Here is a 26,423-nt window from a genome sequence, read left to right as displayed (position 1 = left end):
TGGTGTGGGGCTGGGGTGGGGGGTGGCGGTGGGGTGGGGCGTGTTCGGTTCCCGGCTTCCCCCCCCCCCCCCCCACCCCCCCCCCCCCCCCGGCCGCGGGGGAGGGGTCAGCAGTGGCCGAGGTCGGCCCACTGGGCGGTGAGGCCCGGCTCGGAGCCCTGGGTCCACCAGTTGGCCTGCCACAGGTGGGCGTTGTGCTTCACCCGCTGGCCGCCGAGGTACACCGTGCCCCAGTCCCATTCCGGCGCCGTCGAGCAGCCGGCGGGCTGGGACGGGGTGGTCGGGGTCGTGGGCGTGGTCGGCGTGGTCGTCGGGGTGGTGGTCGGCGGCGGGGTGGTGCAGCCGCTCACGGTGTCCACATGGGACGTTCCGGCGCTGCGGTACTGCCCGGCCTTCGCGACGGCGTCGGTGGGCGAAACGACCTGGTTGCCCGCGTAGTACGTCCAGTCGACCTGTTCGGTGTAGACGCTGGTGCCGCTCGTGTGCCCGGCGGTGTCGATGAACCACATGTTGTAGTTGATCGACATCGGCGTGCGCGGGTACACCGGGTCGCCCTGCGCGTCGGTCGTGTGGTCCGCGGTCAGGACGCCGTCGATGTAGTACTTCACGTGCCCGCCCGAGACCTGCGTGACGACGTCGTGCCAGCCCGCGAAGCTGCGGTTCTGCGCGGTGGACGTGCGCAGGCCGTCCCAGGCCGGGTTGTTCCAGTAGGTGTACCAGCTGGTCTGGTAGTCGGCCTGCGGGCCGCCCCAGCCGCCGTTGGGCAGGTACTCGGAAAAGTCGAGCTCGCTGTAGAGCGGGTCGCGGTCGTACCGCAGCGGGGAGATCGTGAAGTAGGTTTCGTTGACGTGGTCGCCGTCGGAACCGCTGTCCGGCGCGTCGGTGAAGCGGACCCGGCTGGCGTACGTGCCGTTCAGGAACCGCAGCTGGTTCTGGTACAGCTCGGCGTGGGTCGTGCCCGCCGCGCTGCCGTCGGTGGTCGCGGCGAGCTGGGCGACGCGCTCGCCGCCGACGGTCGGGAAGCTGACGTTGCTCGTCAGCCAGCGCGCACCGGGCACCCCGGGGCTGCCGACGTCGTTGCGCGTGGTCCAGCCGGCCCCGCCGAACGCGGGATCGGTGGGCGAGGCGTAGTGGAAGTCGTCGAACAGCACGCCGCAATCGGCCGCTGCGGCCGCCGGGCTGGCGTCGGCTCCGCCGGAGAGGAGCAGGGCCGTCGCGGCCACGGTCGCGACGCTCGTCAGGACTGCTGTCGTGGTGCGGGTCTTGCGGGACATGGGTCTCCTCCTGGGGATGCCGTCCGCGGGGAGCGCCGATTGGTCTAGACGAATCAGGTGGCCAGTACCTTCCTCTTGACCATTGGTCATGTCAAGAAGGCGAGAGAACTTACCTTTGGTAATTTCTGCTCGGGCCGTGGCCGGGAGCGTCATGATGGGGGCGAGCCGAGCGGAAGGACAGCGGATGGAGCTGACCGAGGAAGAGGCCGGGATCGTCGCCGTCGTGCGGGACTTCGTCGACCGGGACGTCCGGCCGGTGGCGCGCGAACTGGAGCACACCGACACCTACCCCGAAGCGCTCATCGAGCGGATGAAGGAGCTCGGCGTCTTCGGCCTGGCCGTCCCCGAAGCGTGGGGCGGGACGCCGGTCTCGGCCCGGTGCTACGCCGAGGTCACCGAGGAGCTTGCGCGCGGCTGGATGAGCCTCGCCGGCGCGATGGGCGGGCACACCGTCGTCGCCGAGCTCGTCGCCGGGCACGGGACGCCCGAACAGCAGGCGCGCTACCTGCCGCGGATGGCCACCGGCGAGGTCCGCGCGACGATGGCGCTGACCGAGCCCGGCGGCGGCTCGGACCTGCAGGCGCTGCGCACCACCGCCCGCCGCGACGGCGAGTCCTATGTGGTCGACGGCGCGAAGACCTGGATCACCAACGCCCGCCGCTCGCGGCTGGTCGCCCTGCTGTGCAAGACCGATCCGCACGCCGAACCCGCGCACGCGGGCATCAGCATCCTGCTCGTCGAGCACGGCCCGGGCTTCGAGGTCTCCCGCGACCTGCCGAAGCTGGGCTACAAGGGCGTGGAGAGCTGCGAACTGTCCTTTGCGGACTTCCGGGTGCCGTCGACCGCGCTGCTCGGCGGCGAAACCGGCCGCGGGTTCGCGCAGATGATGCGCGGGCTGGAGCTCGGCCGGATCCAGGTGGCCGCCCGCGCGCTCGGCGTCGGCCGGGCCGCCCTCGAAGATTCCCTGCGGTACGCCCAGGAACGCGAGACGTTCGGCAAGCCGATCTGGCAGCACCAGTCGGTCGGCAACCACCTCGCCGACATGGCCACCAAGCTGGAGGCGGCCCGCCAGCTCGTCCACCACGCCGCCCGGCGCTACGACTCCGGCGAGCGCGCCGACCTCGAAGCCGGGATGGCGAAGCTGTTCGCCTCCGAGACGGCGATGGAGGTCGCCCTGGACGCGGTCCGGATCCACGGCGGCTACGGCTACTCCACCGAATTCGACGTCGAACGCTACTTCCGGGACGCGCCGCTGATGATCGTCGGCGAAGGCACCAACGAGATCCAGCGGACCGTGATCACCCGGCAGCTGATCCGCCGTCACCCCCTCGGCTGAGCGGGAACGAGCGTGGGGGGCCGTGCCGTCTTGGGGGGAGGGGATGGCACGGCCCCCCACGCTCCGCCGGGCACGCGAGGTGGCGCCGCGTGCCCGGCTGGTCCGAAGTGCCCTACCCGGTCCGGTTTGCGGCCGCGTGGACGGTCCAGGGGGGATTGCCGCACTGCGGCCGCCAGGTGCCGAGGTGCACCCACTGCCGGCCCCACGGGTGGGACATCAGCACGGTCGGGCGCCGGCACCGGGGGCAGGTCTGCGGCGCCGAATCGATGGACACCTCGTCCTCCTCCGGGCGGTGGCTGGTCGCGGGGACCAGGATCGTCCGGACGCCGGACGGAGCGGACCGGGGAAACTACCCGGATCACTACGCGGGTCGCCCGGGCCGGCCCGCCAGCCACGACGCCACCTGGGTGCGGGAGGTGAGGCCGAGTTTCACCAGGACGTTCTCGACGTGCCCCTCCACCGTCCGTCCGCTGAGGACGAGCGCGGCCGCGATTTCCTTGTTGGACATGCCCCGCGCCACCAGCTCGGCGATCTCCCGCTGCCGCCGGGTCAGCCCGCCCGGCGGGGCCGCCTCGGCCGGCGGTGCCGCGGGCGGCCGCTCGCCCAGCGCACACCGGACGACCTCGTCGAGGCCGGAGCCGGCCGCCTCGGAGAAGGCCGCGTCGAACGCCTCGGGCCCGAGTGCCTTGCGGGCCGAGGCCGCGCACTGCTCGTCGACGCCCTGGTAGGGGCTCATCTCGCCGACGCGCGCGCCGCTGAGCCGCCAGACCGCGTCGGCGCAGCCGAGCAACCGGGCCACCCGCTCGTGCGCGCCTTCGGCGGCGCGGCACCACGCGAGGGCCTCGACGAGGAACGCGAGCAGCGTGCGGTCCGGCAGCCGCAGCGCGACGGCCTCGCGCAGCAGCTCCGCCGCCGCCCCCGGCTCGCCGGCCCGCCACCGGTGGATCGCGACGGCCCACAGCGCGTAGCCCCGTGACCACCGGGCCTCGTGCCGGTCGGCCAGGGCGAGGGCCTCCTCGGCGGCGGCCGCGCCGCGGGGGTCGCCGAGGAAGAAGCGGGCGGCGGCGAGCAGGACGAGCGTGTCGAACACCAGCAGTGCGTCCCCGGCCGTGCGGTACCCGGCCAGCGCGCGCTCCAGCAGTCCGGCGCCGCTCGTCAGGTCGCCGGCGAAGAACGCGGCCATGCCGGCGCATTCCGCGTGCCCGGCCCGGAGCCGTTCGTCGTCGAGTTCGCCGGCGAGCTCGGCCAGCTCCGCCAGCAGGTCCGCGTGCGGTGCCGCGGTCTGGATGGCCAGGAACGCCATGGCGTACAGCCCCCGGGCGCGGACCAGCGTGCGCTCACCGCACAGCTCGAGGCCGCGCCGCAGGTGCCCGCAGCCTTCCGGGACGAGGCCGCCGCCGTACCAGAAGTTCCACAGCGAAGCCGCGATGTCCAGCGCCCGGCCCGCCCGCTCCGGCGCGGCGAGGCAGTGTTCGAGCACGGCCCGGAGATTGGCCTGTTCGCGCCGGAACCGGCCGAGCCACTCCGTCTGCCGCGGGCCGAACCCCTCGGCCCGGTAACGGCGGGCAAGATCCGCGTAGTACGCGGCCTGCCGGGCCCGCACGCCGGCCTCGTCGCCGCTTTCGGCCAGCTCGGCGCCGCCGTATTCGCGGACGGTTTCCAGCATGCGGTACCAGGCGTGCCGGCCGAAGGTGCCGTTCCGGCGGCTGAGGACGGACTTGTCCACCAGCCCCGTGAGGACGTCCAGGGTGCTGCCGCCGTCGGCTCCGGCGGGCGCGCAGACGTGCTCGGCGGCGTCGAGGTCGAAGCCGCCGGGGAACACCGACGCCTGCGCCCACAGCCGTTGCTCCGCGGGCGTGCAGAGCTCGAAACTCCAGCCGATCGCCGCGTCCAGGGTCCGGCGGCGGGGCCGGGCGGCGACCGGTCCCGAGGTGAGCAGGCCGAGCCGGTCGTCGAGCCGCTCGAGCACCTGCTCGACCGACAGCACGCGGACGCGGACGGCGGCCAGCTCGATGGCCAGCGGGATGCCCTCCAGCCGGCGGCAGATCCGGCTCACCGCCGCCCGGTTGCCCGGGGTGAGGGCGAACCCCGGCGAGACGGCGGCCGCGCGTTCGGTGAACAGCGTCACCGCCTCGGCCGGGCCGGCGCCGGTGTCCTCGGCCGGCGGCAGGGGCAGCGGCTCGACGTGCAGGATGTGCTCGCCTTCGACGTGCAGCGTGTGCCGGCTGGTGGCCAGCACCCGGAGCCCGCCGGAGGCCGCGAGCAGCTTCGCGGCCAGCATCGCGCACTCCTCCGCGACGTGCTCGCAGTTGTCCAGCACCAGGAGCAGCTGCTTGTCCTCGAGGTACTCGGCGAGCCCGGCCGCCTGGTCGCTGGTGCCGCGCAGGCCGAACGCCGTCGCCACGGTGTTCGGCACCAGGCGCGGGTCGCCGAGGTCGGCCAGCTCGACCAGCCACACGCCGTCCGGGAAGGCCCGGCGGACGTCGGCGGCCACCCGCAGGGCCAGCCGCGTCTTGCCGACGCCGCCGGCGCCGGTCAGCGTGACCAGCCGGGCCGCCGAGAGCAGCCGCTTCACGTCCCCGGCCTCCTGCCGCCGGCCGACGAAGCTGGTCAGCTCCGCGGGCAGATTGCCGGTGCTCCGGCGGGATCGGGCGCCCATGCGGAGAGTGTAGGTCGGGACGGACGAGCCTCAAGCCGAACCGGCGGGCAGCACAACTACTTCGTCGCAGATATTGTTAACAATCTCATCGACGATTAGGGTGCGAGTATCGAGACCCGAAGCGACGAGGAACAACCGTGATCATCGACTGCCACGGCCACTACACCACCGCACCGCCCGCCCTCGCGGCGTGGCGCGACCGGCAGGTCGCCGCCCTGGACGGCGCCGTCCCCGCGCCCGTCCGCGCCGACCTGCGGATCAGCGACGACGAACTGCGCGAGACGATCGAGCCGAACCAGCTGCGGCTGATGGACGAACGCGGCATCGACCTGACGATCTTCTCGCCTCGCGCCTCCTTCATGGCCCACCACGTCGGCGGCTTCGAGACGTCGGCGGCGTGGGCGGCGATCTGCAACGAGCTCTGCCACCGCGTCAGCACGCTCTACCCCGAGCGGTTCGTCCCGGCGGCGATGCTCCCGCAGTCCCCGGGCGTCGACCCGGCGACCTGCCTGCCGGAGCTGACCCGCTGCGTCGAGGAGTACGGCGCCGTCGCGCTGAACCTCAACCCCGACCCGAGCGGCGGCCACTGGACGGCCCCGCCGCTCACCGACCGGTCGTGGTACCCGGTCTACGAGAAGATGGTCGAGTACGACATCCCGGCGATGGTGCACGTCAGCACCAGCGTCAACCCGGCGTTCCACACCACCGGCGCGCACTACCTCAACGCCGACACGACCGCGTTCATGCAGCTCGTGCAAGGCGACTTGTTCACCGACTTCCCGGCGCTGCGGCTGATCATCCCGCACGGCGGCGGCGCGGTGCCCTACCACTGGGGCCGGTTCCGCGGGCTGGCCATGGCACTGGGCAAGCCCGACCTCGAAGAACACGTGCTGCACAACGTCTTCTTCGACACCTGCGTCTACCACCAGCCGGGTTCGGACCTGCTCTTCGACGTCATCCCGGCGCGCAACATCCTCTTCGCGTCGGAGATGATCGGCGCGGTCCGCAGCGTCGACCCGCAAACCGGGCACCCCTTCGACGACACCCGCCGGTACGCCGAGGCCGCGAACCTGTCCGAAGAGGACTGGGCCGCCATTCGGGAGCACAACGCCCGCGCCGTCTACCCCCGCCTGGACGCGCTCCTGAAGGGACAGGGCCGGTGACCGCGCCGAAGACACCAGGCTGGCTGGACTGGTGCGCCGCACCGTCCACACCGGACTTCCGGGTGCCGCCCGGCACGGTCGACGCGCACTGTCACGTGTTCGGCCCGCAGGCGGAGTTCCCGTTCGCGCCCGGACGCAAGTACACCCCGTGCGACGCGAGCAAGGAGCAGCTCTTCGCCCTGCGCGATCACCTCGGCGTCTCCCGGAGCGTGATCGTGCAGGCCACCTGCCACGGCGCGGACAACTCCGCGATGGTCGACGCGGTCCGGGCGGCGGGTGGCCGGGCGCGCGGGGTCGCGACCGTCCGGCCCGACATCGGCGACGCCGAACTGCGGGAGCTGCACGCAGCCGGGGTCCGGGGCGTGCGGTTCACCTTCGTCAAGCGGCTGGCCGACGCCTCACCGCACGAAGACCTGAGCGCCATCGCGAAGAAGATCGCGCCGCTCGGCTGGCACGTCGTGCTGTACTTCGAGGCCGCCGACCTGCCTGGGCTGGAAGGCTTCTTCGGCACGCTGCCCGTGCCGCTGGTGATCGACCACATGGGACGGCCGGACGTCACGAAGCCGGTGGACGGCCCGGAATTCCGCCGGTTCCTGGAGTTCGCCGGCCGCCACGACGTCTGGGTGAAGGTGAGCTGCCCCGAGCGGCTGACCGTCACCGGGCCCCCGGCCTACGCCGACGTCGTCCCGTTCGCCCGCCGCGTCGTCGCCGACTTCCCGGACCGGGTGCTGTGGGGGACCGACTGGCCGCACCCGAACCTGAAGCACCACATGCCCGACGACGGCCTGCTCGTCGACCACGTCCGGCACGTCGCGGACACCTCCGAAGCGCGGCGGAAGCTGCTCGTCGACAACCCGATGCGCCTCTACTGGCCCGGCGAAACCACCTGAACCCCGAACTCCCGGAGACACCGAAGGGCATGCAATGCAGCACGCCAATGCGCTCAACCGGCTGAACCGCCTGCCGATCGCCCGGTTCCACAAGGTCACCCTGTTCGCCGTCTCGTTCGCCTACTTCTTCGAGTTCGCCGACATCAACAGCTTCGCCACCACCGCACCCCAGCTGATCAAACTCTGGGGCGTGACGGTGAACCAGGTCGCGTACGTGACGTCGCTGTCGTTCGTCGGCATGTTCTTCGGCTCGATCATCGCGAGCACCATCGCCGACCGCTGGGGCCGGAAGAACGCGCTCGTCCTGACGACCGTCTGGTTCGGCGTCTTTTCGTTCGCGGCGGTGTTCTCGTGGGACATCGTGTCCCTCGGCGTGTTCCGGGTCCTGACCTCGGCGGGCCTGTCGGCGATGACCGTGGTCGCGGTGATCTACGTCAACGAGCTGTACCCGGCGGCGAACCGCGGCAAGTACCAGGCGTACGCGATCGTGATCGGCATCTGCGGCACGCCGGTGACGAACCTGATCGCCAGCGTCGTGGTCCCGCTCGGCGACTGGGCGTGGCGGCTGGTCTACCTGTGGGGCGCGCTCGGTGTCCTGCTCGTGCTGTTCACCCGGCGGCTCAAGGAATCGCCCCGCTGGTACGAAAGCCGCGGCGAGCACGGACGGGCGGACGCGGTCCTGCGTGAGATCGAGGCGCAGGTCGCGGAGGAGAAGGGCCCGCTGCCGGAGCCGGCGCCGCCGATCGCGGAGGCCCCGGTGGCCAAGGCCCCGCTGTGGTTGTTGCTGCGCAAGAAGTACCTGCTGCCGACGCTGCTGCTCACCGTCCTGTGGGTGACGCAGACGATCGGGTTCTTCGGCTGTTCGAGCTGGGCGCCGACGCTGCTGGCCAAAGAAGGGTTCAGCGTCGAGAAGTCGGTGTTCTACGTGGCTCTCACGACGGTCGGCGCGCCGCTCGGCTCGTACCTGGCCGCCCTGGTCACCGACCGCTTCGAGCGCAAGTGGTGCCTGGTCGCGTTCGGCACCGTGATCGCGTTGTGCGGGCTGCTCTACGGGCTGACGTTCAACCCGGTGCTGATCGTGGTGTTCGGGTTCCTGGTCAACATGTTCGAGCGCGGCTACACGGCCCTCGGGTACGCGTACTCGCCGGAGTTGTTCGACACACGCGGCCGGTCATTGGGCACGGGCGTGTCGTACGGCCTCGGGCGGCTCTCGAACGCGGCCGGTCCGCTGATCGTGGCCGGGCTGTACACCGGCAGTGGCTACCGGAGCGTGTTCTTCTTCATCGCCGGCACGTGGCTGGCCGGCGCGGTGGTGCTGGCGCTCTTCGGCCCGCGGACCCGGCAGGCACGGCTCGCGCACACGGCAACGGCGCCGGCCGGCGTCTAGAAGGCGTCCCCTCTTCCGTGAGGGGTTCACCTGCGCAGTTCCGGGGCGTCCGTGTCCACCCGCGGGGCGGCCGGGGTGACCTGGGCCGGGCGTCGCACCAGCGCGACCATCGCCGCGCCGAGGAGCCTGGCGACGGCGAACACGCCGAAGCCCAGTGTGGACAGTCCACTCGCGACCAGGACACCGCCCAGCCAGGGACCGAACACCGCGCCGAAGCGGCCGACCCCGGACACCCAGCCGAGCGCGGTGGCGCGGCTCGCGGCGGGGTAGTGGGCGCCCACCGCCGCGTAGATCAGGGTCTGGGCGCTGAACAGCCACGCGCCGGTGAGGAACACGACGACGTAGGTGAGCGGGAGCGGCATCCGGACGGCCAGCAGGCCGACGCCGGCCGCGGTGAGCGTGAACCAGACGACGGCGACCGGCCGGGCGCCGAAGCGGTCGGCCAGGCGGCCCGCGACGAGCATGCCCGCGATGCCGCTGAGGTTGATCACCAGCAGGAAGCTGATCGCGGAGCCGAGGTTGTAGCCGCTGCCGCTGCCGCGCATCATCGTCGGCAGCCAGGTGTTGACGCCGTAGACCAGCAGCAGCCCGGCGAAGGAGGCGATCCAGAACAGGACGGTCGTCAGCCGGACCGAGGGCGTGAACAGGCCGCGCAGGCCGCCGGTGTCCTTGGCGGGTTCCGGGGCGAACGGCGCCGTCGGCACGCCGAACCGGTGCGCGATCGCCTGCGCGCGGCCGGTCCGGCCCTTGGCCAGCAGGAACGTGAGCGATTCCGGCAGGAGGAAGGCGACGGCCGGCAGGACCGGCACGAGCAGGAGCGCGCCCAGCCAGTACACCGACCGCCAGCCCAGCGACTGCACGAGCGTCATCCCGAGGGCGCCGGCCAATGCGCCGCCGGCCTGGTGCGCCGTCATGACGGTGGTGACGGCGAGGTTCCGGCGCCACGCGGGGGCGTACTCCATGACCATCGCGATGGCCGAGGGCAGCAGCCCGCCGAGGCCGAGGCCGGCGGCGAACCGGGCCGCGCCGAACCACCCCGGCGTCGGGGCGGCGGCGCAGGCGGCGGCCGCCAGCGAGAAGAGGGTGACGTCGGTGAGGATGAGCTTCCGGCGGCCGATGCGGTCGGTGAGGAGGCCGGCGGAGAGGGCGCCGAGCAGCATCCCGAACGTCGTCAGGCTGCCGATCTCGCCGCCGGTGACGGGCGTGAGGCCGAAGCTCCGGTCCGCCAGGACGCCCGGCAGGGTCGCGCCGTAGACGAACAGGTCGAGGCCGTCGAGCAGGACCAGGACCCAGCACAGCGCGGTGACCCGGACGGCGAGGCGGTTCTCCGGTGCGGACATCTTCGGTCCCTTCGTCCCGGCCGGCGACGAGGTCCGAAGCTACATCGTGTGAGATATTGAACACAAGAGTCACCTCAAGATTGTCAACAATCTTGAGCAAGATTTCGGAGCTGATCACGGGCCGCGATGGCGACGTCGGCCCGCACGCCGAGTTCGGCGAGCATTTCGGCGGCGGCCGTCATTTCGGCGGTGCGGCGGACGGCGTGCCGGTGGGAGCCGTCGACCAGCCGGTCGACGGTGGCGGCGTCCGCGGCGGTGAGCTCGCCGACGACGATCTTGTGCAGCCAGTCTTCGCAGCCGGCGGCCCGCGCGGCGCTCAGGGCCTCGACCACGGCGGCGGACATGCCCTTGAAGAAGACGCTGCGCAGCAGCTTGCGCTCGGCGGCGAGGCCGGCTTCGCCCGCCAGCACCTCGACAGCCGCGCCCAGGGGGTTCAGGAGCTCGGCGACCGTGTCGGCGGCGGTTCCGGTGGCCAGCATCGGGACCCGCAGCCCGCGGCCGGGGACCGGGGCCATGATCGCGACGTCGGCGAAGGGAACGCCGCGCCCGGCGGCGAGGGCGGCCAGCTGCCGCTTGGTGCCGGGGGAGGCGGTGTTCAGGTCGGCCCAGGTCGCGCCGGGTCCGACCCCGGCGAGACCGGCCTGCAGTGCCTCGATGGCGGCGCTCGAGCTGTTGACGCTGAGCACGAGGTCGGCGCCTCGGGCGGCTTCGGCCTCGGAGCCGGTGGCCACCACGCCGCCGGTGGCCGCGACGGCCGGGTCGTACCCGCGGACGGTGACCCCGGCGGCCACCAGATCGCGGGCGAACGCGCCGCCCGCTTCGCCGAGTCCGAGTACCGCGACGGTTCCAGGCATAGCAGAATCCTCCCAGGCAGCTACGATCGAGTACACGATGTGCTCGACAAAATTGTCAACAAAAACGGAGCCGAGGCTATGACCGAGAGTGCTGCGGACCGGCAGCCGGGGGAGCGTTCCGTGGTGGCGGCCGTCCGCGACGCCATCGTCCGCGGCGAGTTCGTGCCCAACCAGCGGCTGGTCGAAGCCGATCTGTCCGCGCAATTTGGGGCGAGCCGGGCGACCGTGCGGGCGGCGCTGATCGAGCTGACGAACGAAGGGCTCGTCGAGCGGGTGCAGAACCGCGGCGCCCGGGTGCGCGCGGTGTCGCTGGAGGAGGCCGTCGAGATCTCCGAAGTCCGCATGATGCTGGAGTCGCTGTGCGCGGCGAAGGCCGCGGAGCGCATTTCGGACGCCGAGGTGGGCGAGCTCCGCGAGCTGGGCGAGCGCATGCAGATGGCGGTGGCGGGCGGCGACGTGGTCGGGTATTCGGGCCTGAACCAGCGCCTGCACCGCCGGATCCGCGAGATCAGCGCCCAGCACACGGCGGCGCAGGTGCTGGAGCGGCTGCGCGGGCAGAGCGTGCGGCACCAGTTCCGCCTGGCGATGCGCCCCGGCCGCCCCCAGGTTTCGCTGCCGGAGCATCTGGCGATCATCGACGCGATCTGCGCGAACCGTCCGGAGGAGGCGGCCGAGGCCGCGCGGATCCACCTGGCCAGCGTGATCGAGGCCCTGAAAGCAGCTGACGCCGAAGTCTCTCCCCTTCACCCCTGACCCCCTCCAGCCGCCTCGCGTACCGGGACGATCGGTTGGACGCCAAAATTGTTGACAATTTTGGCTACCGGATCGTACCGTGGCCTCATGAAGCCCGTCATCGTCACCGATCCGCCGCGGGCCGACCTCGGGCAGGTCGCCCGGCTGGCGGACTACGGCGTCGCCACGGTTCACGAGGCGCTCGGCCGCTCCGGGCTGCTCGAGGCCGGGCTCCGGCCGATCCAGGATGGCGTGCGGGTCGGCGGGACCGCCGTCACCGTGCTCTGCTGGCCCGGGGACAACCTGATGATCCACGCGGCCGTCGAGCAGTGCCGCGAAGGCGACCTCCTCGTCGTCACCACCACGTCGCCGAACCGGGACGGCCTCTTCGGCGAGCTCTTCGCCACCGCGCTGCGCCGCCGCGGGGTGCGGGGGCTCGTCACCACCACCGGGGTCCGGGACGTCGCCGATCTGCGGGCGCTCGGCTTTCCCGTCTGGTCGGCCGCCGTCAGTGCGCAGGGCACCGTCAAGGCGACCGCGGGGGCCGTGAACGTGCCCGTCGTCGTCGGCGGGCAGCTCGTCCGGCCCGGTGACGCCGTGCTGGCCGACGACGACGGCGTCCTCCTCGTCCGCCGGGAGGACGTCCAAAATGGACTCGAACAGGCGAAAGCCCGGCTGGAGAAGGAAGCCGAGGCGCGCGAAGCGTTCGCGAACGGCCAGCTCGGCCTCGACCGCTACGGCCTGCGCGAGAAGCTCGAAACCCTCGGCGTCCGCTACCTGACCGCCGAGGAGTACGAAAAGGAGCAGGCATGACCGGCGTGCGCTGCATGCTCATGCGCGGCGGCACCTCGAAGGGCGCCTACTTCCTCGCCGGGGACCTTCCCGCCGAGCCCGCCGCCCGCGACGACCTGCTGCTGCGGATCATGGGCACCCCCGACCCGCGCCAGCTCGACGGCCTCGGCGGCGCGCAGCCGGTCACCAGCAAGGTCGCGATCGTCTCGGGAGCCACCGATCCCGGCCACGACGTCGACTACCTCTTCCTGCAGGTCGGCGTGGAGGAGCCCACCGTCTCCGACCGTCAGACGTGCGGCAACCTGCTCGCCGGCGTCGGGCAGTTCGCCGTCGAACGGGGGCTCGTGCCCGCCGGGCCGCAACGCACCACCGTCCGCGTGCGGCTGCTCAACACCGGTTCGATCGCCGTCGCGTCCTTCGCCACGCCCGGCGGCGAAGTCGACTACCGCGGCGGCACCGCCATCTCCGGCGTTCCCGGCACCGCGGCCCCGGTCGAGCTCGACTTCACCGAGACCGAAGGATCCGTCTGCGGCAGCCTCCTGCCCACCGGCCACGTCCGGGACGACGTCGGTGGCGTCGAAGTGTCCTGTGTGGACAACGGGATGCCGGTCGTCGTTGCACGCGCCGAAGACCTCGGCGTCACCGGGTACGAGCCGGTCGAGGAGCTCGCCGGCCCCCGGCTCGCCGAACGCATCGACGCCCTGCGTATCGAAGCCGGGAAGCTGATGGGCCTCGGCGACGTCCGCGGCAGCTCGATCCCGAAGACCACGCTCGTCGCCGCGCCGCGCGACGGCGGCGCCATCTGCACCCGGACGTTCATCCCGGTCAAGCCGCACCCGTCGATCGGCGTGCTCGGGGGCGTCAGCGTCGTCACGGCCTTGCTGCTCGACGGCGCCGTCGGCCACGAGCTGCTCGAAACGAGCGGCGGACCCGTGCAGCTCGAGCACCCGAGCGGCAAGCTCGCCGTGGCGATCGAATTCGACGGGGCCCGCGTCCGCCGGTCGACCGTGCTCCGCACCGCGCGGAAGCTGTTCGACGGCACCGTTTTCCCCCGATCCTGAGGAGGCAGCCGTGCCCGGCCCCGCGCCCCGCCACGAGATCGCGCACCTCGGTCACGTCGAGCTGTTCACCCCCGAGCCGGAACGGAGCCTCGACTTCTTCGTCCGCGTCCTCGGGCTGACCGAGAACGGCACCGATGGCGACTCGGTGTACCTGCGCACCTGGGACGACTACGAGCACCACAGCCTCAAGCTCACCGCGGCGAGGACGTCCGGCGTCGGCCGGACGGCGCTGCGGGCGGCGAGCGCGGACGCCCTCGACCGGCGGGTGGCCGCGCTGGCGGAGCGCGGGCTCGGCGTCGGCTGGGTCGACGGCGACACCGGTGTCGGGGCCACGTACCTGTTCCGCGACCCGGACGGCCACGAATTCGAGCTCTATTGGGAAACCGAGCGCTACCGGCCGCCGGCGCACCTGCGGCCGGCCCTGAAGAACCAGGCCCAGGCGTACCCGGGCCGCGGGGTCGGCGTCCGCCGCCTCGACCACGTCAACTACCTGGCCCGGGAGGCGGAAGCCAACGGCCGGTTCGTCTGCGACGTGCTCGGCGGCCGGGTGACCGAGCAGATCCGGCTCGACAGCGGCGTCGTTTCCGGGCAGTGGACGTACTTCGCGCAGAAGTCCTACGACCTGGTCTATACCAATGACTGGACGGGCTCGAACGGGCGGCTGCACCACATCGCGTTCGCCACCGACACCCGCGAAGACATCCTGCGCGCCGCCGACATCGCGCTCGACAACGGCGTCCACATCGAGACCGGGCCGCACAAGCACGCGATCCAGCAGACGTTCTTCCTCTACGTCTACGAACCCGGCGGCAACCGGATCGAACTGTGCAACCCCACGGGACGCCTGATCTTCGCGCCGGACTGGGAGCCGGTCACCTGGACCGAGGCCGAACGGGCCAGGGGACAGGCGTGGGGCCTGAAGACGATCGAGTCGTTCCACACCCACGGCACCCCGCCGATCGCCTGAGCACGGTGGTGGCCGGCGCCCCCAGGCGCTACCGTGAGCTTCTCGGTCTGCGCACAGCGTGACGGCCTGGGGGTGGGGATGAGCAGGACGTGGTCCGCGTTCGCGGTACCCGGGTTCCGGGTGGTCTGGCTGGCGGGCCTGCTGTCCGTGGCCGGGGACCAGCTCGCCCGCGTCGCCTTGTCGATACTCGTCTTCCAGCGCACCGGTTCCGCGGCGCTGAGCGCGGCGACGTACGCGCTGTCGATGCTGCCCGCGCTCGTGTCCGGCGCGCTGCTGTCGTGGCTGGCCGACCGGTTTCCCCGCCGCCGCGTGCTGGTGACGTGTGACGTCGTCCGGGCGGCGCTGGTGGCCGTCATGGCCGTGCCCGTGGTGCCGTTGCCGCTGATGGCCGGGCTGCTCGTGCTGGTGCAGCTGGCCGAGGCGCCGTTCTCGGCGGCTCAGGGTGCCGTCCTGCCGGAGCTGCTGGGCTCCCGCTACGAAGCCGGGCAGGCGGTGCAGCAGGTCACCACGCAACTGTGCCTGGTGCTGGGGTTCGTCGCGGCCGCGTTCGTGGTCACGGCGGTCGGCGCGCACGCCGCGCTGGCCGTCGACGCCGCCACCTTCGCCGTGTCCGCCGTGCTGATCCGCGCCGGTCTCGGCCGCCACCCGCCGCCGGACGGCGACGGCGAGAGCGGGACCACGTGGTGGCGGCGGTCCTGGCGCCGGATCGCCGCGGGCGCGGTGACCGTGGGCCGGGACCGCACCCTGGGCACGTTGGTGTGGCTGGGCTGGCTGGCGCTGTTCACGGTCGTCCCCGAAGGGCTCGCCGTGCCGTTCGCGCAGCAGGTCGGCGCGGGCGGTGGCTGGATCGGGGTGCTGCTCGCCGCGGAACCCGCGGGCGCGGTCGCCGGCGCGCTGCTGCTGCGGCGGGTCGCCCGGCCGGTGCGCGTGCGCGCGCTGGGCGTGCTCGCGGTCGGGACGTCGGCGCCGCTCGTGGCCTTCTGGGGCCGGCCCACCCTGGGCGCGGCGCTGGCCCTGCTCTTCGTGTCCGGCCTGTGTTCGGCGTACCAGGTCACCGCCGGGGCGACGTTCGTCCAGCTGTCCCCGCCGCGGGTGCGCGGGCGGACCCTGGGGTTCGCCCGGACCGGCATGATCGCCGGGCAGGGCCTCGGGATCGTGGCCGGCGGGGTGCTGGCGCAGCTGGCCGGGCCGTCGACGGCGATCGCCTGGGCGGGGACCGCGGGAGCGCTGGTCGCGCTCGCCGCGGCCGCGGCCTGGGCGCGTCGCCGTCCGGACACCGTGTCCGCCGCGCTCCCGGCCGAAACCTGAGTGTCACCAGCCTTTGTCGCTCATGGCGTTGCTCCTTCCGGTGCGGGGACGGGGTTCGGTCGCGGGGTTCACCAGCCCTTGTCGCTCATCGGCTCGCCCTTTCCGTGCGGTTCGTCCGGTGCCGGATACCCGGAATCGTCCCAGCCGCCCGGTCGGGTCGCCTCCGCGGGAAGCGGCTGACATCCGGCCGTGACGCGACTACCCTGGGCAATCAGGTGACCACCGGCGCGGGGGAGGCGCTGCGGATGAGGGGAAACTCGGTCACCGGCGGAGATCGATCGCCGTCGGGCTGGAAACTGTGGTCGTTGCCGGGACGGGTGCTGGTCCTCGTCCTGGGCGTGGATCTCCTGGCGGTGGGCGTGACGGCGCTCGCCGCGCGGGCGGCGCCGACGTCCACGCAGTGGGTGACGGCCGCCTGGCTGGCCGCGGCGGCGCTGCCGCACCTGCACGCATCTCACCTGATCGAGCGAAGGCGCCGAGACCGGTCGGGGACGCCGTACGTCGACCTCTGCAGCGTCTGGATCTTCGCCGGCGTGCTCGCCCTGCCGCTGGTGCTGGAACTGGCGCTGGTGGCGGTGATCTACGCGCACCGCTGGCTGCTGGTCAACCGGTACGACCCGGTCCGCCCGCCGCACCGGACCGTGTTCACCGCCGCCACGCTCGCGCTGGCCGCCGCGGCCGCGAGCGCCGTGCTGCAGTTGACCGGCGTCCACGAGCACCTGGCCGGCGGCGCCCGGCCCGGCTGGGCCGAACTGGCCGCCGTCGTCGCCGCGGCCGCGGTGCAGTGGGGGATCAACACCGCGCTCGTCGGCACGGTCATCGCGTGGACGGTCACCGTCGAGCACCCCCGCCGGCTGCTCGGCAGCGCCTCGGACAACCTGCTGGAGCTCAGCCAGCTGGCGCTCGGCGTGTTCGTGGCCGCCGCGCTGCTGTGGTGGCCGCCGGCGGCGCTGCTGATGATCATCCCGACGTTCGCGCTGCACCAGTGCGTCCAGCTCGACCAGCTCAAGCTCGCCGCCCGCACCGACCAGCGCACCGGGCTGCTCAACGCGATCGCCTGGCACGAGCAGGCCGAGCTCGCGCTCGGCCGCACCCGCGGCCGGACCGGGGTGCTGATGATCGACCTCGACTGGTTCAAGCGCATCAACGACACCCACGGCCACCCGGTCGGCGACGACGTCCTCGCCGAAGTGGCCACGGTGCTGACCAGGACCGTCCGGCGCGGTGACACGGTCGGCCGGTACGGCGGCGAGGAGTTCGCGGTCCTGCTGCCCGACGTCGACGAAGCCGAGATCCGCGCGATCGCCGAACGGATCCGCGTCCGGATCAGGGGGTTGCGCATCACGACACCCGCGGGGGAGCCGGTGACGCTGTCGGCGACGATCGGCGCGGCGCTGCACCCGGTCGTGCCCGAAGCCGGTCTCGACGAGGTGATCCGGGCCGCCGACGACGCGCTGTACGCGGGCAAGAAGGCCGGCCGCGACCGGGTGGCGGTCGCCGGCTTCTGACCCGCGGCGGTGCGGGCGCTCAGCTCGTCTCGCGCACTTCCAGGTGGTGCGGCGCGACGATCGACCGCGGCGCCGCCGGCTCGGGCCGGGCCAGGCGGTCGAGGGCGAGTTCGGCGATCCGGTCCTTGTCCGGCGACACCGTCGTCAGGGCCGGCACGCTGTAGCGGCCGTCTTCGATGTCGTCGAACCCCACCAGGGCCAGCGCCTCCGGCACCGCGACGCCGCGGTCGGCGGCGGCCCGCAAGGCCCCCAGCGCGAGCTCGTCGGTGAAGCAGAAGACGGCGTCGGGCGGGTGGTCCGCGTCCAGCAGCCGCAGCATCGCCCGGTGGCCGTCGGCCCGGTGCAGCCGTCCGACCGGCACCTCGAGCGCCGGATCGGCGGGCAGCCCGGCTTCGGCCAGCGCCTGCCGGTAGCCCGCGAGCCGCTGGCGGGCGGTCGCGTTCAGCGAGCGCGGCTGGATGCCCAGCGCCGCGACGCGCCGGCGGCCCGACGCCAGCAGGTGCGCGGTGGCCTCGCGCGCGGCCACGACGTTGTCGATGGCGACGTGGTCGACGCCGGCGGTGCCGTCGTGCTCGCCGAGCAGCACCAGCGGGACCGGGTCGGTGCGCGCGGCCAGCTCCGCCGGCGCCACCGCCCACGGGCTGAACAGGACCCCGTCGACGAGCTGGCTGCGCTTGCCGTGCAGCAGTTCCTTCTCGCGCTCGGCGTCGCCGTCGGTCTGGTCGATGAGCACCGTCAGGCCGCGGGCCCCGGCGACGCGCACGGTCCGCGCGGCGAGCTCGGCGAAGTACGGCGAGTCGATCTCCGGGATCACCAGCGCGACCAGCCCGGTCCGGCCCTGGCGCAGCGTCCGGGCGGCCAGGTTGGGCCGGTAGCCGAGCACGTCGATGCTCGCCTGGACCCGTTCGCGGGTCGCCGGGGCGACGTAGCGGAACCCGTTGACCACGTTGGACACCGTGCGGACCGACACGCCGGCGTGCTCGGCGACGTCACGCAGTTTCGGGTTCACCGCCGCATCGTACCTCTTGCAACGTGGCATGCCACGTTGCAAACTGACCTCGCCACGCCGTCGTGCCCCGTTGGAGGCCGGAATGACCGAGACCGTCCCCGCCCCGCTGCCCGCGGCCGAAGTCGGGGCGCTGACCGCACGCTTGTACACCGACGGCATCATCGGCCTGCCCCGCGCGTTCACCCGCGACTGGGTGGGGCGGCTCGGCGAGGACATCGGCACGGCGTTCGCCGAGGCCCGCACGCGGCCGGGCGGCGCCGTCGGCCGCGGCCCGAACCGCTTCTACGTCGAGATCCACCCGGAGCAACTGCGCGGGTTCGCCGACCTCGTCACCCACCCGTGGATCACCGCCGTCGCCGAGTCGGTGCTGGGCCCGGACTACCGGATCGTCGAGGTCGGCTTCGACGTCCCGCTCGCGGGTGCGGTCGACCAGCCGTGGCACCGGGACTTCCCGATGCCCGCCGAAACCGCGCGCGAGCGCCGGCTGACGTCGCTGGCCGTCAACGTGACCGCGGTCGACACCGAGCCGGACATGGGGCCGTTCGAAATCGCGCCGGGCACGCACTGGGACGACGGCGCCGCGTTCGAGCACGGCATGTTCCCGCCGCGGGAGGCATACCCGCGCTACCGCGGGCTCGCCACCCGCAAGTTCCCGAAGCGGGGGGACATCTCGATCCGGTCGGCGCTGACGGTCCACCGCGGCACCGCCAACCACTCGGCCAAGGCGCGCCCGGTCCTGGTGCTGGGCCTCGACGCGCCCGGCGCGGGCAACGACGCCCACCACGACACGGCGGTGACCCACGGGTTTTGGGCGTCCCTGCCGGAATCGGTGCGCGCGCACCTGGCCTGCCCGGTCGTCGACGTCCTGCGGCCGATCACCCAGAAGCACACGATCGAGGGCCTGGTGATGGGTGAATCGGGCGACGACGCCTGATCCCGATGTTTGCCCCGCGCGGACGAGGGCATCACGAGGCCATGGCTGAAGCGGGAATCACCGAGATGTCAGGCCGGGCCGGGGTCGTCGCGGCCCTGCGCCGTGTACTGCTCGCCTTCGGGGTCGGGGGTGCGCTGGCGTGCCTCGCCTGGATGGCGTTGTGGCTGGCCATGCACGTCTAGCCGCCCGCCCCGGGGTTCGGGCTCCGGCCACGTGGGTGCACGCCGTGGCCGGAGCCTGGTTCATTGGCAGGCTTCGCAGTCCGGGTCGTCGATGCGGCAGGCCGCACCGTCGGTGAGCGGGAAGTCGAAGTCCTCCAGCACGGGTACCGCGGTGGACTCTTCCGGAGTGGTGGTGGCGGACATGGCCCTCCCTTGTGGACGAACGGCTTACTCCTGTGTGTAGCGCCGAAGATCGCCGGGCATTCCGTGACGCGCGCCACACCGGTCGGGCGCGACGGCGATGGCCCATCGTGCGGCTTAGCAGCTCGGCCAGGTGATCTTCGGAACCGCCGTCGGCGGGGCCGCCGCGGCTGCGTTACCGTCGCGGTCGGTGCGTCGGGGGAAGGCGGCAGATGACGATCGACCACGCGGGCGGCCCGGTGCGCAAGCGGGGCCGGCGCGCCCACCGGCCCGATCCGGGTGACGGCCCGGTCGCGGGGTTCGCCCACGCGCTGCTCCTGCTCAAGGAAGCGGCGGGCGATCCGTCCTACGACCGGATGCGCAGCGAATTCGGGGCGGTGGCATCGAAGTCGGCGCTGGCGGCCGCCGCCCGCGGGCTGCAGCTGCCCAGCTGGGAAACGACCTGGGAGTTCGTGCGGCCGCTGGCCGTCACCGTGCTCGGCGGCGACGAAGACCGGATCCGGCGCGAATGGCGGGACCGGTGGAGCGCGGCCGGGCGGGACGGCCGTGCGCCGGGCGGCGCACCGAAGCACGGGTGGCTGCTGGTCGCCGCCGTGGTGGCCGTGGTGGTGGCGGGCGCCGTGTTCGCCGTGAGCCGGCCGCGGTCCGGCGGCGGGGAACCGTCGCTGCCGATCGAGGGCGACGCCTCCAGCCTGGTCGCCGACGTCACCTACCCGGACGGCAGCCGCGTCCGGGTGAACGAGCGGTTCGTCAAAACGTGGCGGCTGCGCAACGCCGGCACGGTCGCGTGGCACGGCCGGTTCCTGCAGCGCCAGCCCCCGCTCGACGGCCTGGACGTCTGCCACACCGATCCGCGCGTGCCGCTGCCCGACGCCGGACCCGGCGCGGACGTGACGGTCAGCGTGCCGGTGCAGGCCCGCGGCACGCCGGGGCCGTGCCAGGTGTTCTGGAAGATGGTCGACTCCGGCGGCCGGCTCTACCTGCCGCAGGCGAGCGGCATCTACTTCCAGGTGGAAGCGACCGGCTGAGCCCGGCGACCGGGCCCAGCCGGACCGGCGTCAGAGGAAGTAGTCGACGTTGGCGACGAGGCTGGTGCCCATGCCCTTCACCCGGACCTCGAGGTTCGAGGCGGTGTTGGCGGGCCACTTGACGGTGCCGACCCCGGACTGCCCGCAGCCGATGCCCTGCCACGCGTCGGGGTGGGCCGCCTTGCCCATCCGGGCCTCCACGCAGGCGGCCTGGTTGGTGCCGGACTGGGTGTTCCACTCGACCCGCAGCTTCCCGCGCCAGCCGCTCGCCGGGCTGGTGTACGAGCAGTGCCTGGACACCGGGCCCCACTTGGCCACCGCGCCGGTGGCGGTGCCGGAGCACAGGGCGGACGTGCTGAGCGGGCCGGCGCCGGCGGGCGCGGCGGTCAGGGTGGCCAGCGCGACGGCCGTCCCGACGACGGCGGCCGCGCGGCCGCGGGCCGGTTTGCTGCTCTGGGTGCGCATGGGAATGTCCGTTTCCTTTCTCGACGACCGGCGGTTCGGTGCCGGTGTCACCGAGCGTCGCAAGGCGGCCGGAAGCGGGACAAGAAGGCGAATGTCCGGGGAATGTCCTCGCACATCAGGACAATGTCCGGCGGCGGAGCGGGGTCATCGGGCACGCCGGCCGAGCGCGACCGCGACCACGACGCCGGCCGCGGTGAACAACGCCGTGGCCACCGGGCTCAGGTACTTCGAGAGGCTCGGCGCCGTGCTCGGGCCGGCCAGCCACAGCGTCAGCGCCGCGGCGTAGCCCGCGGCGAGGGCGGCGGCCCACCAGCGGTGCGCCCGGCGGCGCAGCGAACCGAACAGCACGACGGCGATGGGCACACCGGAGAGCAGGGCGAACTGGCCGGCGACCAGGACCGGGACGGACCAGGCCGCGACGAGCACGGCCTTCGGGGCGCGGGGCGGGGCGGTGACCGTCATCGTGGCTCCTCAGCGTGCTTCGGCGGTGGTCTTGAGGTCGGCCAGCCAGGCGTCGAGCCCGGGGGCCAGGTAGCGGATCGCGGTGGCGGGGTCGGCCTCGATCTGCGCGCCCGTCCAGCTCTCTTCGGTGCGGACGAGCACCCCGCCGCGCACCGGTGTGAACGTCCAGACGTGCACGCCGCGGTCGATGCGCAGTCCGTCGCCGATCGCCGGCCCGGTCCAGCGCACGCACCGGCCGGGCTGCAGCTGCCCGACCGTCGAGGTGATCACCAGCGTGGTCGCGGGCGTGGCCGGGGTGGCCGGGGCCGGCGTCGTCCACCGGAACCGCGAGCCCGGCCGCAGTGGTCCGGGGTCGAGCCGTTCCGCGCCGGTGACGGCGGACTGCCACGCGGGCCAGCCGGCCACGTCGGTGTGCAGCCGCCAGGCGGTGCGCGCCGGTGCCTCGACCAGCGTCTCGGTCCGGTGGTGGAGCCGGGCTGCCGGGTCGATGCCGGCGCCCTTGGCAGGTCAGGGACGTCGTCGCGTCGGCGGGGGTGGCGGTGCTCAGGAGGCCCGCGGTCAGGGGCAGCAGGAGCAGGGCGGAACGCAGCCGGTGGGTGGTCAAGGTGGTCTCCCTGGTTGTTAGCGCCTGTCGAGATAGTTAGAAGCTATAACCCACCTGTCGTGAGTGTCAATAGGAAAAGTGATAGCCTCTAACGGTGACGGAGAACGTGAGTTCGCGGGAGCGCTACCGGGCCCAGGTGCGCGCGGACATCAAGCGCCACGCGTGGGCGCAGATCGCCGCGGCCGGCGTGCCCGCGCTGTCGCTCAACGCGATCGCCAAACAGGTGGGCATGAGCGGCCCCGCCCTGTACCGGTACTTCGCGAGCCGCGACGAGCTGATCACCGCCCTGATCCGCGACGCCTACCGCAGCCTCGCCGACACCGTGCGGGCCGCGCGTGACGCCGGGGCCGGGGTGGGCGGGCTGGCGCACGCCATCCGAGACTGGGCCCGCGCCGATCCGCAGCGGTACTTCCTCATCTACGGCACGCCGGTGCCCGGCTACCACGCGCCAGAGGACACCACGGCGATCTCGTTCGAGGTCATGGCGGTGCTGATCGAGGCCTGCGCGGAGACCGGCGACGGGCCGCCGACCCCGTTCGGCGCCCACCTGGAGACCCACCGCGACTGGGCGGGCGGGCATCCCGCGCCGCCCGCCGTCCTGCACCGCGCGCTGTCCTTCTGGACCCGCCTGCACGGCGTGCTCTCGCTCGAGCTGGCCGGCCACTTCGCCGGCATGGGGTTCGACCCGGACCTGCTGATCACCGAAGAGCTGGCCGGCCTGCGCTGATCACCCGGTCTGGGCGCGGATCCAGTCCGCCACCACGTCGACCCGGGCGATCGTCTCGGCCCCCGGCTGGGGGCACGGCGGCCCGGTGTTGACGATGGCCACCAGGGTCGCCCTGCGGTCGTCGTCCGACACGAAGAACGGGCCGCCGGAGTCCTCCGGGCACGGCCCGTTCTCCACGGTGCGGGTGCCGACCGGCTGGGCCTCCAGGGTGGCCTGGCCGATGCCGGACACCCGGAACCGCCCGCGTTTGAGGTGGTCCGACGGGCCGAGCACGGTCGCCGAATGGGACCCCCAGCCGGCGAACTGCAGCTGCTGGCCGACCGCGGGCCGCCGCTCGGCCAGCGTCGCCGGGGCGATGTCCGCGATCGGGTGGCCGAGCTTGGCCACGGCCAGGTCGTTCACCGGCGACTGCCGGACGTCGACGACCTCGGTCGTGTACCCGCCGGGATCGGTGTCCTTCAGCCGGCCGACGGTCACCCTCATCGTGTACGGCGGTTTGCCGCCGATCCGGGTGTCCGCCAGGTCGTGGAAGCAGTGCCCGGCGGTGACGATCCACTGCGGCGCGACCAGCGAGCCGCTGCAGGCACCGCTGCGCACGCCCCCGCCCGGGACGGGGATGTCGTCGGACGTCAGCTTCGCGTTGAAGGGCAGCACCGGGTTCGGCGCCGGCGGCGGCGGTGTGGTGGTCACCGGCGCGGCCGTGCCGCCCACGCCGTACCCGCCGGTCGCCGCGGCCAGGACGGGCCCCGTGGCCGGGACGCCGGTCACGGTGTGGGCGAACGCGAGCCCGGCCCCGGCCAGCAGCCCGGTCGTCATGGCCCGCGCGCGGAAGAGCCGCCGTCGATCCGAAGGTGTCCTCACACCTGGATGCACGGATGGGAGCGCGGAACGGTTGAGTGCCCGGCGGCCGGGATCCGCCCGCCGGGCACTCGACCGGCCGTTACGGGCGCTGCCCCACCTCGTCCACGAACGTCTTCACCGTCACGGCCGTTTCGGGCGTGCCCAGGAACTGGTAAGTGGTGGCGTCGAAGACGAGCACGACTGGCGACGCCTTCGGGCTCGAGCCGGCGGGCACCGGCCACGTGATCCCGACGCCGGGGCGGCCGGCGCCGTCGGTGACGTGGTCGAGCGCCGTCAGGCCCGGCACCCTCGCCGCCGCCTCGAACAACGCCGCGTAGGACGCCGGCGGGAGGACCTGCTCGTAGGCCAGGCTGTAGACGTCCTTGCCCATGGAGTTGACGTCGCCCTTCCGGTCGCCGGCCTCGGCTTCGAGGTAGGCGAGCATCGCGTCGGCGGTCGTCGGCAGGTCCGTCCGGTAGACCGGCCGGGGGGTGCAGTCCTGGAGCATTCCTTCCTTGCGCGGATCGTTCGTGCCGTACATCGGCGCCTTGCCGTTGCGGCAGCCCCCTTCCTTGAAGCCGGCGATCAGGCTGTCGCGGGTGCCGTCGACCGAAAACCAGACCTCGCGGATGTGGTGTTCCGGCTCTTCCGTCCGCACGTACAGGAACTGGTCGGGGCGCGGCGGCTTGGCCGGCTCCTTCAGCGCCGTGCTCGCCGCCTCGGTCAGCACCTTGACCGGGTCGGCGTGCGCCACGCCGGGTCCGATGCCGACCTGCTCGGCGGGGGCGAGGGTGACGACGGCGGTGATCGCGGCGGCCAGGCCGATCGACGCGCCGGCGGCCCAGAACCAGCGGCCCGGGCGGCGGCGCCGTCCGCCGCGGGCCGCGGCCAGCAGCCGGTCCCGGGCCGGGGCGAGGTGCTCCGGCGACGCGAAGCCGACGGTCTCCGCGCGCTCGCGGATCAGGTCCAGGTCATCCATGAGCGGAGGTCTCCTTCACGAGGTCGAGGCGGCCGAGCTCGGCGCGGACGCGGCCGCGGGCCCGGTTGAGGCGGGATTTGACGGTGCCGACGGGAATGGCCAGCGCCTCGGCGACTTCCTGGTAGCCGAGCCCCTCCGCGGCGACGAGCAGCAGCACGTCCCGCTCCCGGGGCCGCAGCGCGGCCAGCGCCCGGTCGAGCCGCTGCCCGAGGGCCTGCGCGCTGACCTGGTCGGCGACCCGGTCGGCGTGCCCTTCTTCGGCCGGCGGCGGTCCGACGGCCAGGCGGAGCTTCAGCTCGCGCACCTCGGTCCGCCGCTGCCTCGCGACGAGGTTGGTGGCGATGCCGTAGAGCCACGGCCGGGCGTCGGACCGGGCCGGGTCGAACTTCGCCCGCTTGTCGAACGCGATCAGGAAGGTGTCCGCGAGGACGTCGTCCGCGGTCGTGGGGCCGAGCCGCCGCGCCAGGTAGCGGTGGATGTGCCGCGAGTGCCGGTCGAAGATGACCGCGAACAGGCTCGGCTGCTGCCGCGACCGCGCGATCACGCTCGCGTCGTCGTCGGCATCGGTGTCTTCCGGGGTCATCGCCCGCCTTTCGGTCCGGCCAGTGTCATCGGCTCTTCACGGGCCGGGCACTGCGGGTTCCGGGATCACGGGGATTTCGGGCTATGAGTGACGCAGGTCACGCGCCCGCTGCTCAGGGGCAGGGATCGGTGTCGGCGAGCATGCGGCGGTTCGCCTCGCCGAGCCCGTCGGCCAGCGCGGCCAGCTGGGCCGGGGTGAGGACGTCGATCAGCAGCTCGCGGACCAGGGCGACGTGCCCGGGCGCGGCTCGTTCCAGCCGGGCCGCGCCCTCGTCGGTGAGCACGGCGTAGACGGCCCGGACGTCGCTCTCGCAGGCGCGGCGGCGGACCAGGCCGGCCTGTTCCAGCTGCCCGATCTGGTAGGTGAGCCCGCTCTTGGAGTTCGACACCGCGCAGGCGAGTTCGGCCATCCGCAGCTCGTGGCCGGGGGCGCCGCCGAGCCGGGCCAGGATCTCGTACTGCAGGTGCGACAGCCCGGCGTCCCGCTTGAGCTGCTGGTCCATCCGCTGGTGGAGCAGGGTGTAGGTGGTGCGGAACGCGGTCCAGGCGCGCTGTTCGCCGTCGCTCAGCCACCGTGGACGACCCATGCCACCACGGTACCGGGTGTTCAAATTCGAACGGGTCCTAACGCCGGGCCGCGGCCGCCGCCAGCTGCTCGGTGAGCTCGGCGAGCAGCTCGCTCGCCGCCTTGTCCAGCGCGGCCAGGTCGGCCAGGGTCGTTTCCGCGGTCGTCACGGGCACAGTTCCTCCTCCACGGCGTCGTGGCGGGCGATGACGGCGGCGGCGAAGGCGGCGTGCACGCGGAGGTACTCCTCGAGGCCCACCGCGGTGTCCGCCCAGGTGTGCCAGCGGAGGTGGGCCTCGGCGACGTCGATCTTCGCGGCCGCGGCCACCGCGGTGGCGTCGGTGCCGGCGAGGACCGCCTGGTGCATGAGCGACGGCGAAACGGTGTGGGCGAGCTCGGCCAGCGCGGTCAGGCGGGCGAGCTCGGCGAGGGCGTCGTGGGAGACCGGACGGCGCCGCGGCCGGGGGACCGGGCGGGCGTTCTCGAGGCCGTCGGTCAGGACGCTGGTCATCAAACGACTCCTGAGGCGGAAACAGCTGAAGCAACCCGAACGGCGGATGTTTACCCCGGTCAAGCCGGGGTAAACATCCGCCGC

28 protein-coding genes and 1 pseudogene are annotated in these 26,423 nt (G+C 73.2%); 14 read left to right on the top strand and 15 right to left on the bottom strand.

From position 1 onward, the window contains the following. Nucleotides 1–107: 107 nt before the first annotated feature. A complete protein-coding gene (locus tag ABZW17_RS31305; protein ID WP_354822299.1) occupies nucleotides 108–1,274 on the bottom strand; it encodes a carbohydrate-binding protein in 1,167 nt (388 codons plus the stop codon). A 184-nt stretch (nucleotides 1,275–1,458) separates the two neighbouring features. Here ABZW17_RS31305 and ABZW17_RS31300 point away from each other — a divergent pair, with 184 nt between their 5' ends. Beyond that, complete coding sequence (locus ABZW17_RS31300) at nucleotides 1,459–2,610, top strand: acyl-CoA dehydrogenase family protein (RefSeq protein WP_354822297.1); 1,152 nt, start codon at nucleotides 1,459–1,461, stop codon at nucleotides 2,608–2,610. A 112-nt stretch (nucleotides 2,611–2,722) separates the two neighbouring features. Here the strand turns inward: ABZW17_RS31300 and ABZW17_RS31295 are convergent, their stop codons facing one another. After that, the gene (locus ABZW17_RS31295; protein ID WP_354822295.1) at nucleotides 2,723–2,884 is read right to left on the bottom strand and encodes a hypothetical protein; all 162 of its coding nucleotides are present in this window, start codon (nucleotides 2,882–2,884) and stop codon (nucleotides 2,723–2,725) included. A gap of 87 nt (nucleotides 2,885–2,971) precedes the next feature. Further along, the gene (locus ABZW17_RS31290) at nucleotides 2,972–5,269 is read right to left on the bottom strand and encodes a LuxR C-terminal-related transcriptional regulator (RefSeq protein WP_354822293.1); all 2,298 of its coding nucleotides are present in this window, start codon (nucleotides 5,267–5,269) and stop codon (nucleotides 2,972–2,974) included. 137 nt (nucleotides 5,270–5,406) lie between these two features. Here ABZW17_RS31290 and ABZW17_RS31285 point away from each other — a divergent pair, with 137 nt between their 5' ends. The 3 genes from ABZW17_RS31285 to ABZW17_RS31275 are packed head-to-tail and all read left to right on the top strand — an operon-like array spanning nucleotide 5,407 to nucleotide 8,709. Continuing rightward, a complete protein-coding gene (locus ABZW17_RS31285; protein WP_354822291.1) occupies nucleotides 5,407–6,432 on the top strand; it encodes an amidohydrolase family protein in 1,026 nt (341 codons plus the stop codon). Then, complete coding sequence (locus ABZW17_RS31280; protein ID WP_354822289.1) at nucleotides 6,429–7,322, top strand: amidohydrolase family protein; 894 nt, start codon at nucleotides 6,429–6,431, stop codon at nucleotides 7,320–7,322. The genes ABZW17_RS31285 and ABZW17_RS31280 overlap by 4 nt, the downstream gene beginning before the upstream one ends. 34 nt (nucleotides 7,323–7,356) lie before the next feature. Then, entirely contained in the window at nucleotides 7,357–8,709 is a 1,353-nt protein-coding gene (locus ABZW17_RS31275; protein WP_354822287.1) for an MFS transporter, read from the top strand. Between the two features lie 26 nt (nucleotides 8,710–8,735). Here the strand turns inward: ABZW17_RS31275 and ABZW17_RS31270 are convergent, their stop codons facing one another. Then, on the bottom strand, nucleotides 8,736–10,049 hold the full coding sequence (locus ABZW17_RS31270; protein ID WP_354822285.1) for an MFS transporter: 1,314 nt from the start codon (nucleotides 10,047–10,049) through the stop codon (nucleotides 8,736–8,738). Between the two features lie 83 nt (nucleotides 10,050–10,132). After that, the gene (locus tag ABZW17_RS31265) at nucleotides 10,133–10,903 is read right to left on the bottom strand and encodes a DUF1932 domain-containing protein (RefSeq protein WP_354822283.1); all 771 of its coding nucleotides are present in this window, start codon (nucleotides 10,901–10,903) and stop codon (nucleotides 10,133–10,135) included. 78 nt (nucleotides 10,904–10,981) lie between these two features. On the opposite strand from ABZW17_RS31265, the gene ABZW17_RS31260 reads away from it, so the two are divergent. The 6 genes from ABZW17_RS31260 to ABZW17_RS31235 all read left to right on the top strand — a co-directional run bounded on the left by ABZW17_RS31260 (nucleotide 10,982) and on the right by ABZW17_RS31235 (nucleotide 17,271). Beyond that, nucleotides 10,982–11,656, top strand: coding sequence for a GntR family transcriptional regulator (locus ABZW17_RS31260; RefSeq protein ID WP_354822281.1), 675 nt, complete (start codon nucleotides 10,982–10,984; stop codon nucleotides 11,654–11,656). A gap of 87 nt (nucleotides 11,657–11,743) precedes the next feature. Further along, a complete protein-coding gene (locus tag ABZW17_RS31255) occupies nucleotides 11,744–12,448 on the top strand; it encodes a 4-carboxy-4-hydroxy-2-oxoadipate aldolase/oxaloacetate decarboxylase (protein WP_354822279.1) in 705 nt (234 codons plus the stop codon). Then, nucleotides 12,445–13,488: a 4-oxalomesaconate tautomerase gene (locus ABZW17_RS31250; protein WP_354822277.1), complete on the top strand. Its 1,044-nt coding sequence runs from the start codon at nucleotides 12,445–12,447 to the stop codon at nucleotides 13,486–13,488. Before ABZW17_RS31255 ends, ABZW17_RS31250 begins: the two co-directional genes overlap by 4 nt. A 10-nt stretch (nucleotides 13,489–13,498) precedes the next feature. Continuing rightward, nucleotides 13,499–14,455, top strand: a complete 957-nt coding sequence (locus tag ABZW17_RS31245) for a catechol 2,3-dioxygenase (protein WP_354822275.1) — start codon at nucleotides 13,499–13,501, stop codon at nucleotides 14,453–14,455. A 78-nt stretch (nucleotides 14,456–14,533) separates the two neighbouring features. Next, nucleotides 14,534–15,763 carry an MFS transporter gene (locus ABZW17_RS31240; RefSeq protein ID WP_354822273.1) on the top strand — a complete coding sequence of 410 codons (1,230 nt, stop codon included), beginning with the start codon at nucleotides 14,534–14,536 and terminating at the stop codon, nucleotides 15,761–15,763. Nucleotides 15,764–16,008: 245 nt separating this feature from the next. After that, nucleotides 16,009–17,271, top strand: coding sequence for a GGDEF domain-containing protein (locus tag ABZW17_RS31235; RefSeq protein WP_354822271.1), 1,263 nt, complete (start codon nucleotides 16,009–16,011; stop codon nucleotides 17,269–17,271). 19 nt (nucleotides 17,272–17,290) lie between these two features. Here the strand turns inward: ABZW17_RS31235 and ABZW17_RS31230 are convergent, their stop codons facing one another. Then, nucleotides 17,291–18,280 (bottom strand): LacI family DNA-binding transcriptional regulator, encoded by a 990-nt coding sequence (locus ABZW17_RS31230; protein WP_354822269.1) that lies wholly within the window; start codon nucleotides 18,278–18,280, stop codon nucleotides 17,291–17,293. Between the two features lie 82 nt (nucleotides 18,281–18,362). Between ABZW17_RS31230 and ABZW17_RS31225 the strand changes: the two genes are divergently transcribed. After that, nucleotides 18,363–19,214 carry a phytanoyl-CoA dioxygenase family protein gene (locus ABZW17_RS31225; RefSeq protein ID WP_354822267.1) on the top strand — a complete coding sequence of 284 codons (852 nt, stop codon included), beginning with the start codon at nucleotides 18,363–18,365 and terminating at the stop codon, nucleotides 19,212–19,214. A gap of 41 nt (nucleotides 19,215–19,255) precedes the next feature. Beyond that, nucleotides 19,256–19,396: a hypothetical protein gene (locus ABZW17_RS31220; protein ID WP_004558692.1), complete on the top strand. Its 141-nt coding sequence runs from the start codon at nucleotides 19,256–19,258 to the stop codon at nucleotides 19,394–19,396. A 60-nt stretch (nucleotides 19,397–19,456) separates the two neighbouring features. On the opposite strand, the gene ABZW17_RS31215 is transcribed toward ABZW17_RS31220, so the two are convergent. Continuing rightward, nucleotides 19,457–19,579, bottom strand: a complete 123-nt coding sequence (locus ABZW17_RS31215; RefSeq protein WP_354822265.1) for a hypothetical protein — start codon at nucleotides 19,577–19,579, stop codon at nucleotides 19,457–19,459. 209 nt (nucleotides 19,580–19,788) lie between these two features. Between ABZW17_RS31215 and ABZW17_RS31210 the strand changes: the two genes are divergently transcribed. Continuing rightward, on the top strand, nucleotides 19,789–20,604 hold the full coding sequence (locus ABZW17_RS31210) for an NBR1-Ig-like domain-containing protein (RefSeq protein WP_354822263.1): 816 nt from the start codon (nucleotides 19,789–19,791) through the stop codon (nucleotides 20,602–20,604). A 30-nt stretch (nucleotides 20,605–20,634) separates the two neighbouring features. On the opposite strand, the gene ABZW17_RS31205 is transcribed toward ABZW17_RS31210, so the two are convergent. The 3 genes and pseudogenes from ABZW17_RS31205 to ABZW17_RS31195 all read right to left on the bottom strand — a co-directional run bounded on the left by ABZW17_RS31205 (nucleotide 20,635) and on the right by ABZW17_RS31195 (nucleotide 22,135). Further along, on the bottom strand, nucleotides 20,635–21,069 hold the full coding sequence (locus ABZW17_RS31205; protein WP_354822261.1) for a hypothetical protein: 435 nt from the start codon (nucleotides 21,067–21,069) through the stop codon (nucleotides 20,635–20,637). Nucleotides 21,070–21,213: 144 nt separating this feature from the next. Then, nucleotides 21,214–21,531 (bottom strand): hypothetical protein, encoded by a 318-nt coding sequence (locus tag ABZW17_RS31200; protein WP_354822259.1) that lies wholly within the window; start codon nucleotides 21,529–21,531, stop codon nucleotides 21,214–21,216. 9 nt (nucleotides 21,532–21,540) lie between these two features. Then, nucleotides 21,541–22,135, bottom strand: a pseudogene (locus ABZW17_RS31195) (SRPBCC family protein). 94 nt (nucleotides 22,136–22,229) lie between these two features. Here ABZW17_RS31195 and ABZW17_RS31190 point away from each other — a divergent pair. Further along, the gene (locus ABZW17_RS31190) at nucleotides 22,230–22,862 is read left to right on the top strand and encodes a TetR/AcrR family transcriptional regulator (protein WP_354822257.1); all 633 of its coding nucleotides are present in this window, start codon (nucleotides 22,230–22,232) and stop codon (nucleotides 22,860–22,862) included. Here the strand turns inward: ABZW17_RS31190 and ABZW17_RS31185 are convergent, their stop codons facing one another. The 5 genes from ABZW17_RS31185 to ABZW17_RS31165 form a co-directional block, all read right to left on the bottom strand. Then, on the bottom strand, nucleotides 22,863–23,723 hold the full coding sequence (locus ABZW17_RS31185) for a trypsin-like serine protease (RefSeq protein WP_354822255.1): 861 nt from the start codon (nucleotides 23,721–23,723) through the stop codon (nucleotides 22,863–22,865). A 79-nt stretch (nucleotides 23,724–23,802) separates the two neighbouring features. After that, nucleotides 23,803–24,681 (bottom strand): CU044_5270 family protein, encoded by an 879-nt coding sequence (locus ABZW17_RS31180; RefSeq protein ID WP_354822253.1) that lies wholly within the window; start codon nucleotides 24,679–24,681, stop codon nucleotides 23,803–23,805. Continuing rightward, nucleotides 24,674–25,264, bottom strand: a complete 591-nt coding sequence (locus tag ABZW17_RS31175) for an RNA polymerase sigma factor (protein ID WP_354822252.1) — start codon at nucleotides 25,262–25,264, stop codon at nucleotides 24,674–24,676. Before ABZW17_RS31175 ends, ABZW17_RS31180 begins: the two co-directional genes overlap by 8 nt. A 112-nt stretch (nucleotides 25,265–25,376) precedes the next feature. Next, nucleotides 25,377–25,850: a MarR family transcriptional regulator gene (locus ABZW17_RS31170; protein WP_354822250.1), complete on the bottom strand. Its 474-nt coding sequence runs from the start codon at nucleotides 25,848–25,850 to the stop codon at nucleotides 25,377–25,379. A gap of 144 nt (nucleotides 25,851–25,994) precedes the next feature. Continuing rightward, nucleotides 25,995–26,339, bottom strand: a complete 345-nt coding sequence (locus ABZW17_RS31165) for a hypothetical protein (RefSeq protein WP_354822248.1) — start codon at nucleotides 26,337–26,339, stop codon at nucleotides 25,995–25,997. Between the last annotated feature and the right edge of the window lie 84 nt (nucleotides 26,340–26,423).

The organism is Amycolatopsis sp. NPDC004625 (assembly GCF_040609695.1).
Lineage (GTDB): Bacteria > Actinomycetota > Actinomycetes > Mycobacteriales > Pseudonocardiaceae > Amycolatopsis.
This window is presented reverse-complemented; position numbering and strand designations above follow the sequence as displayed.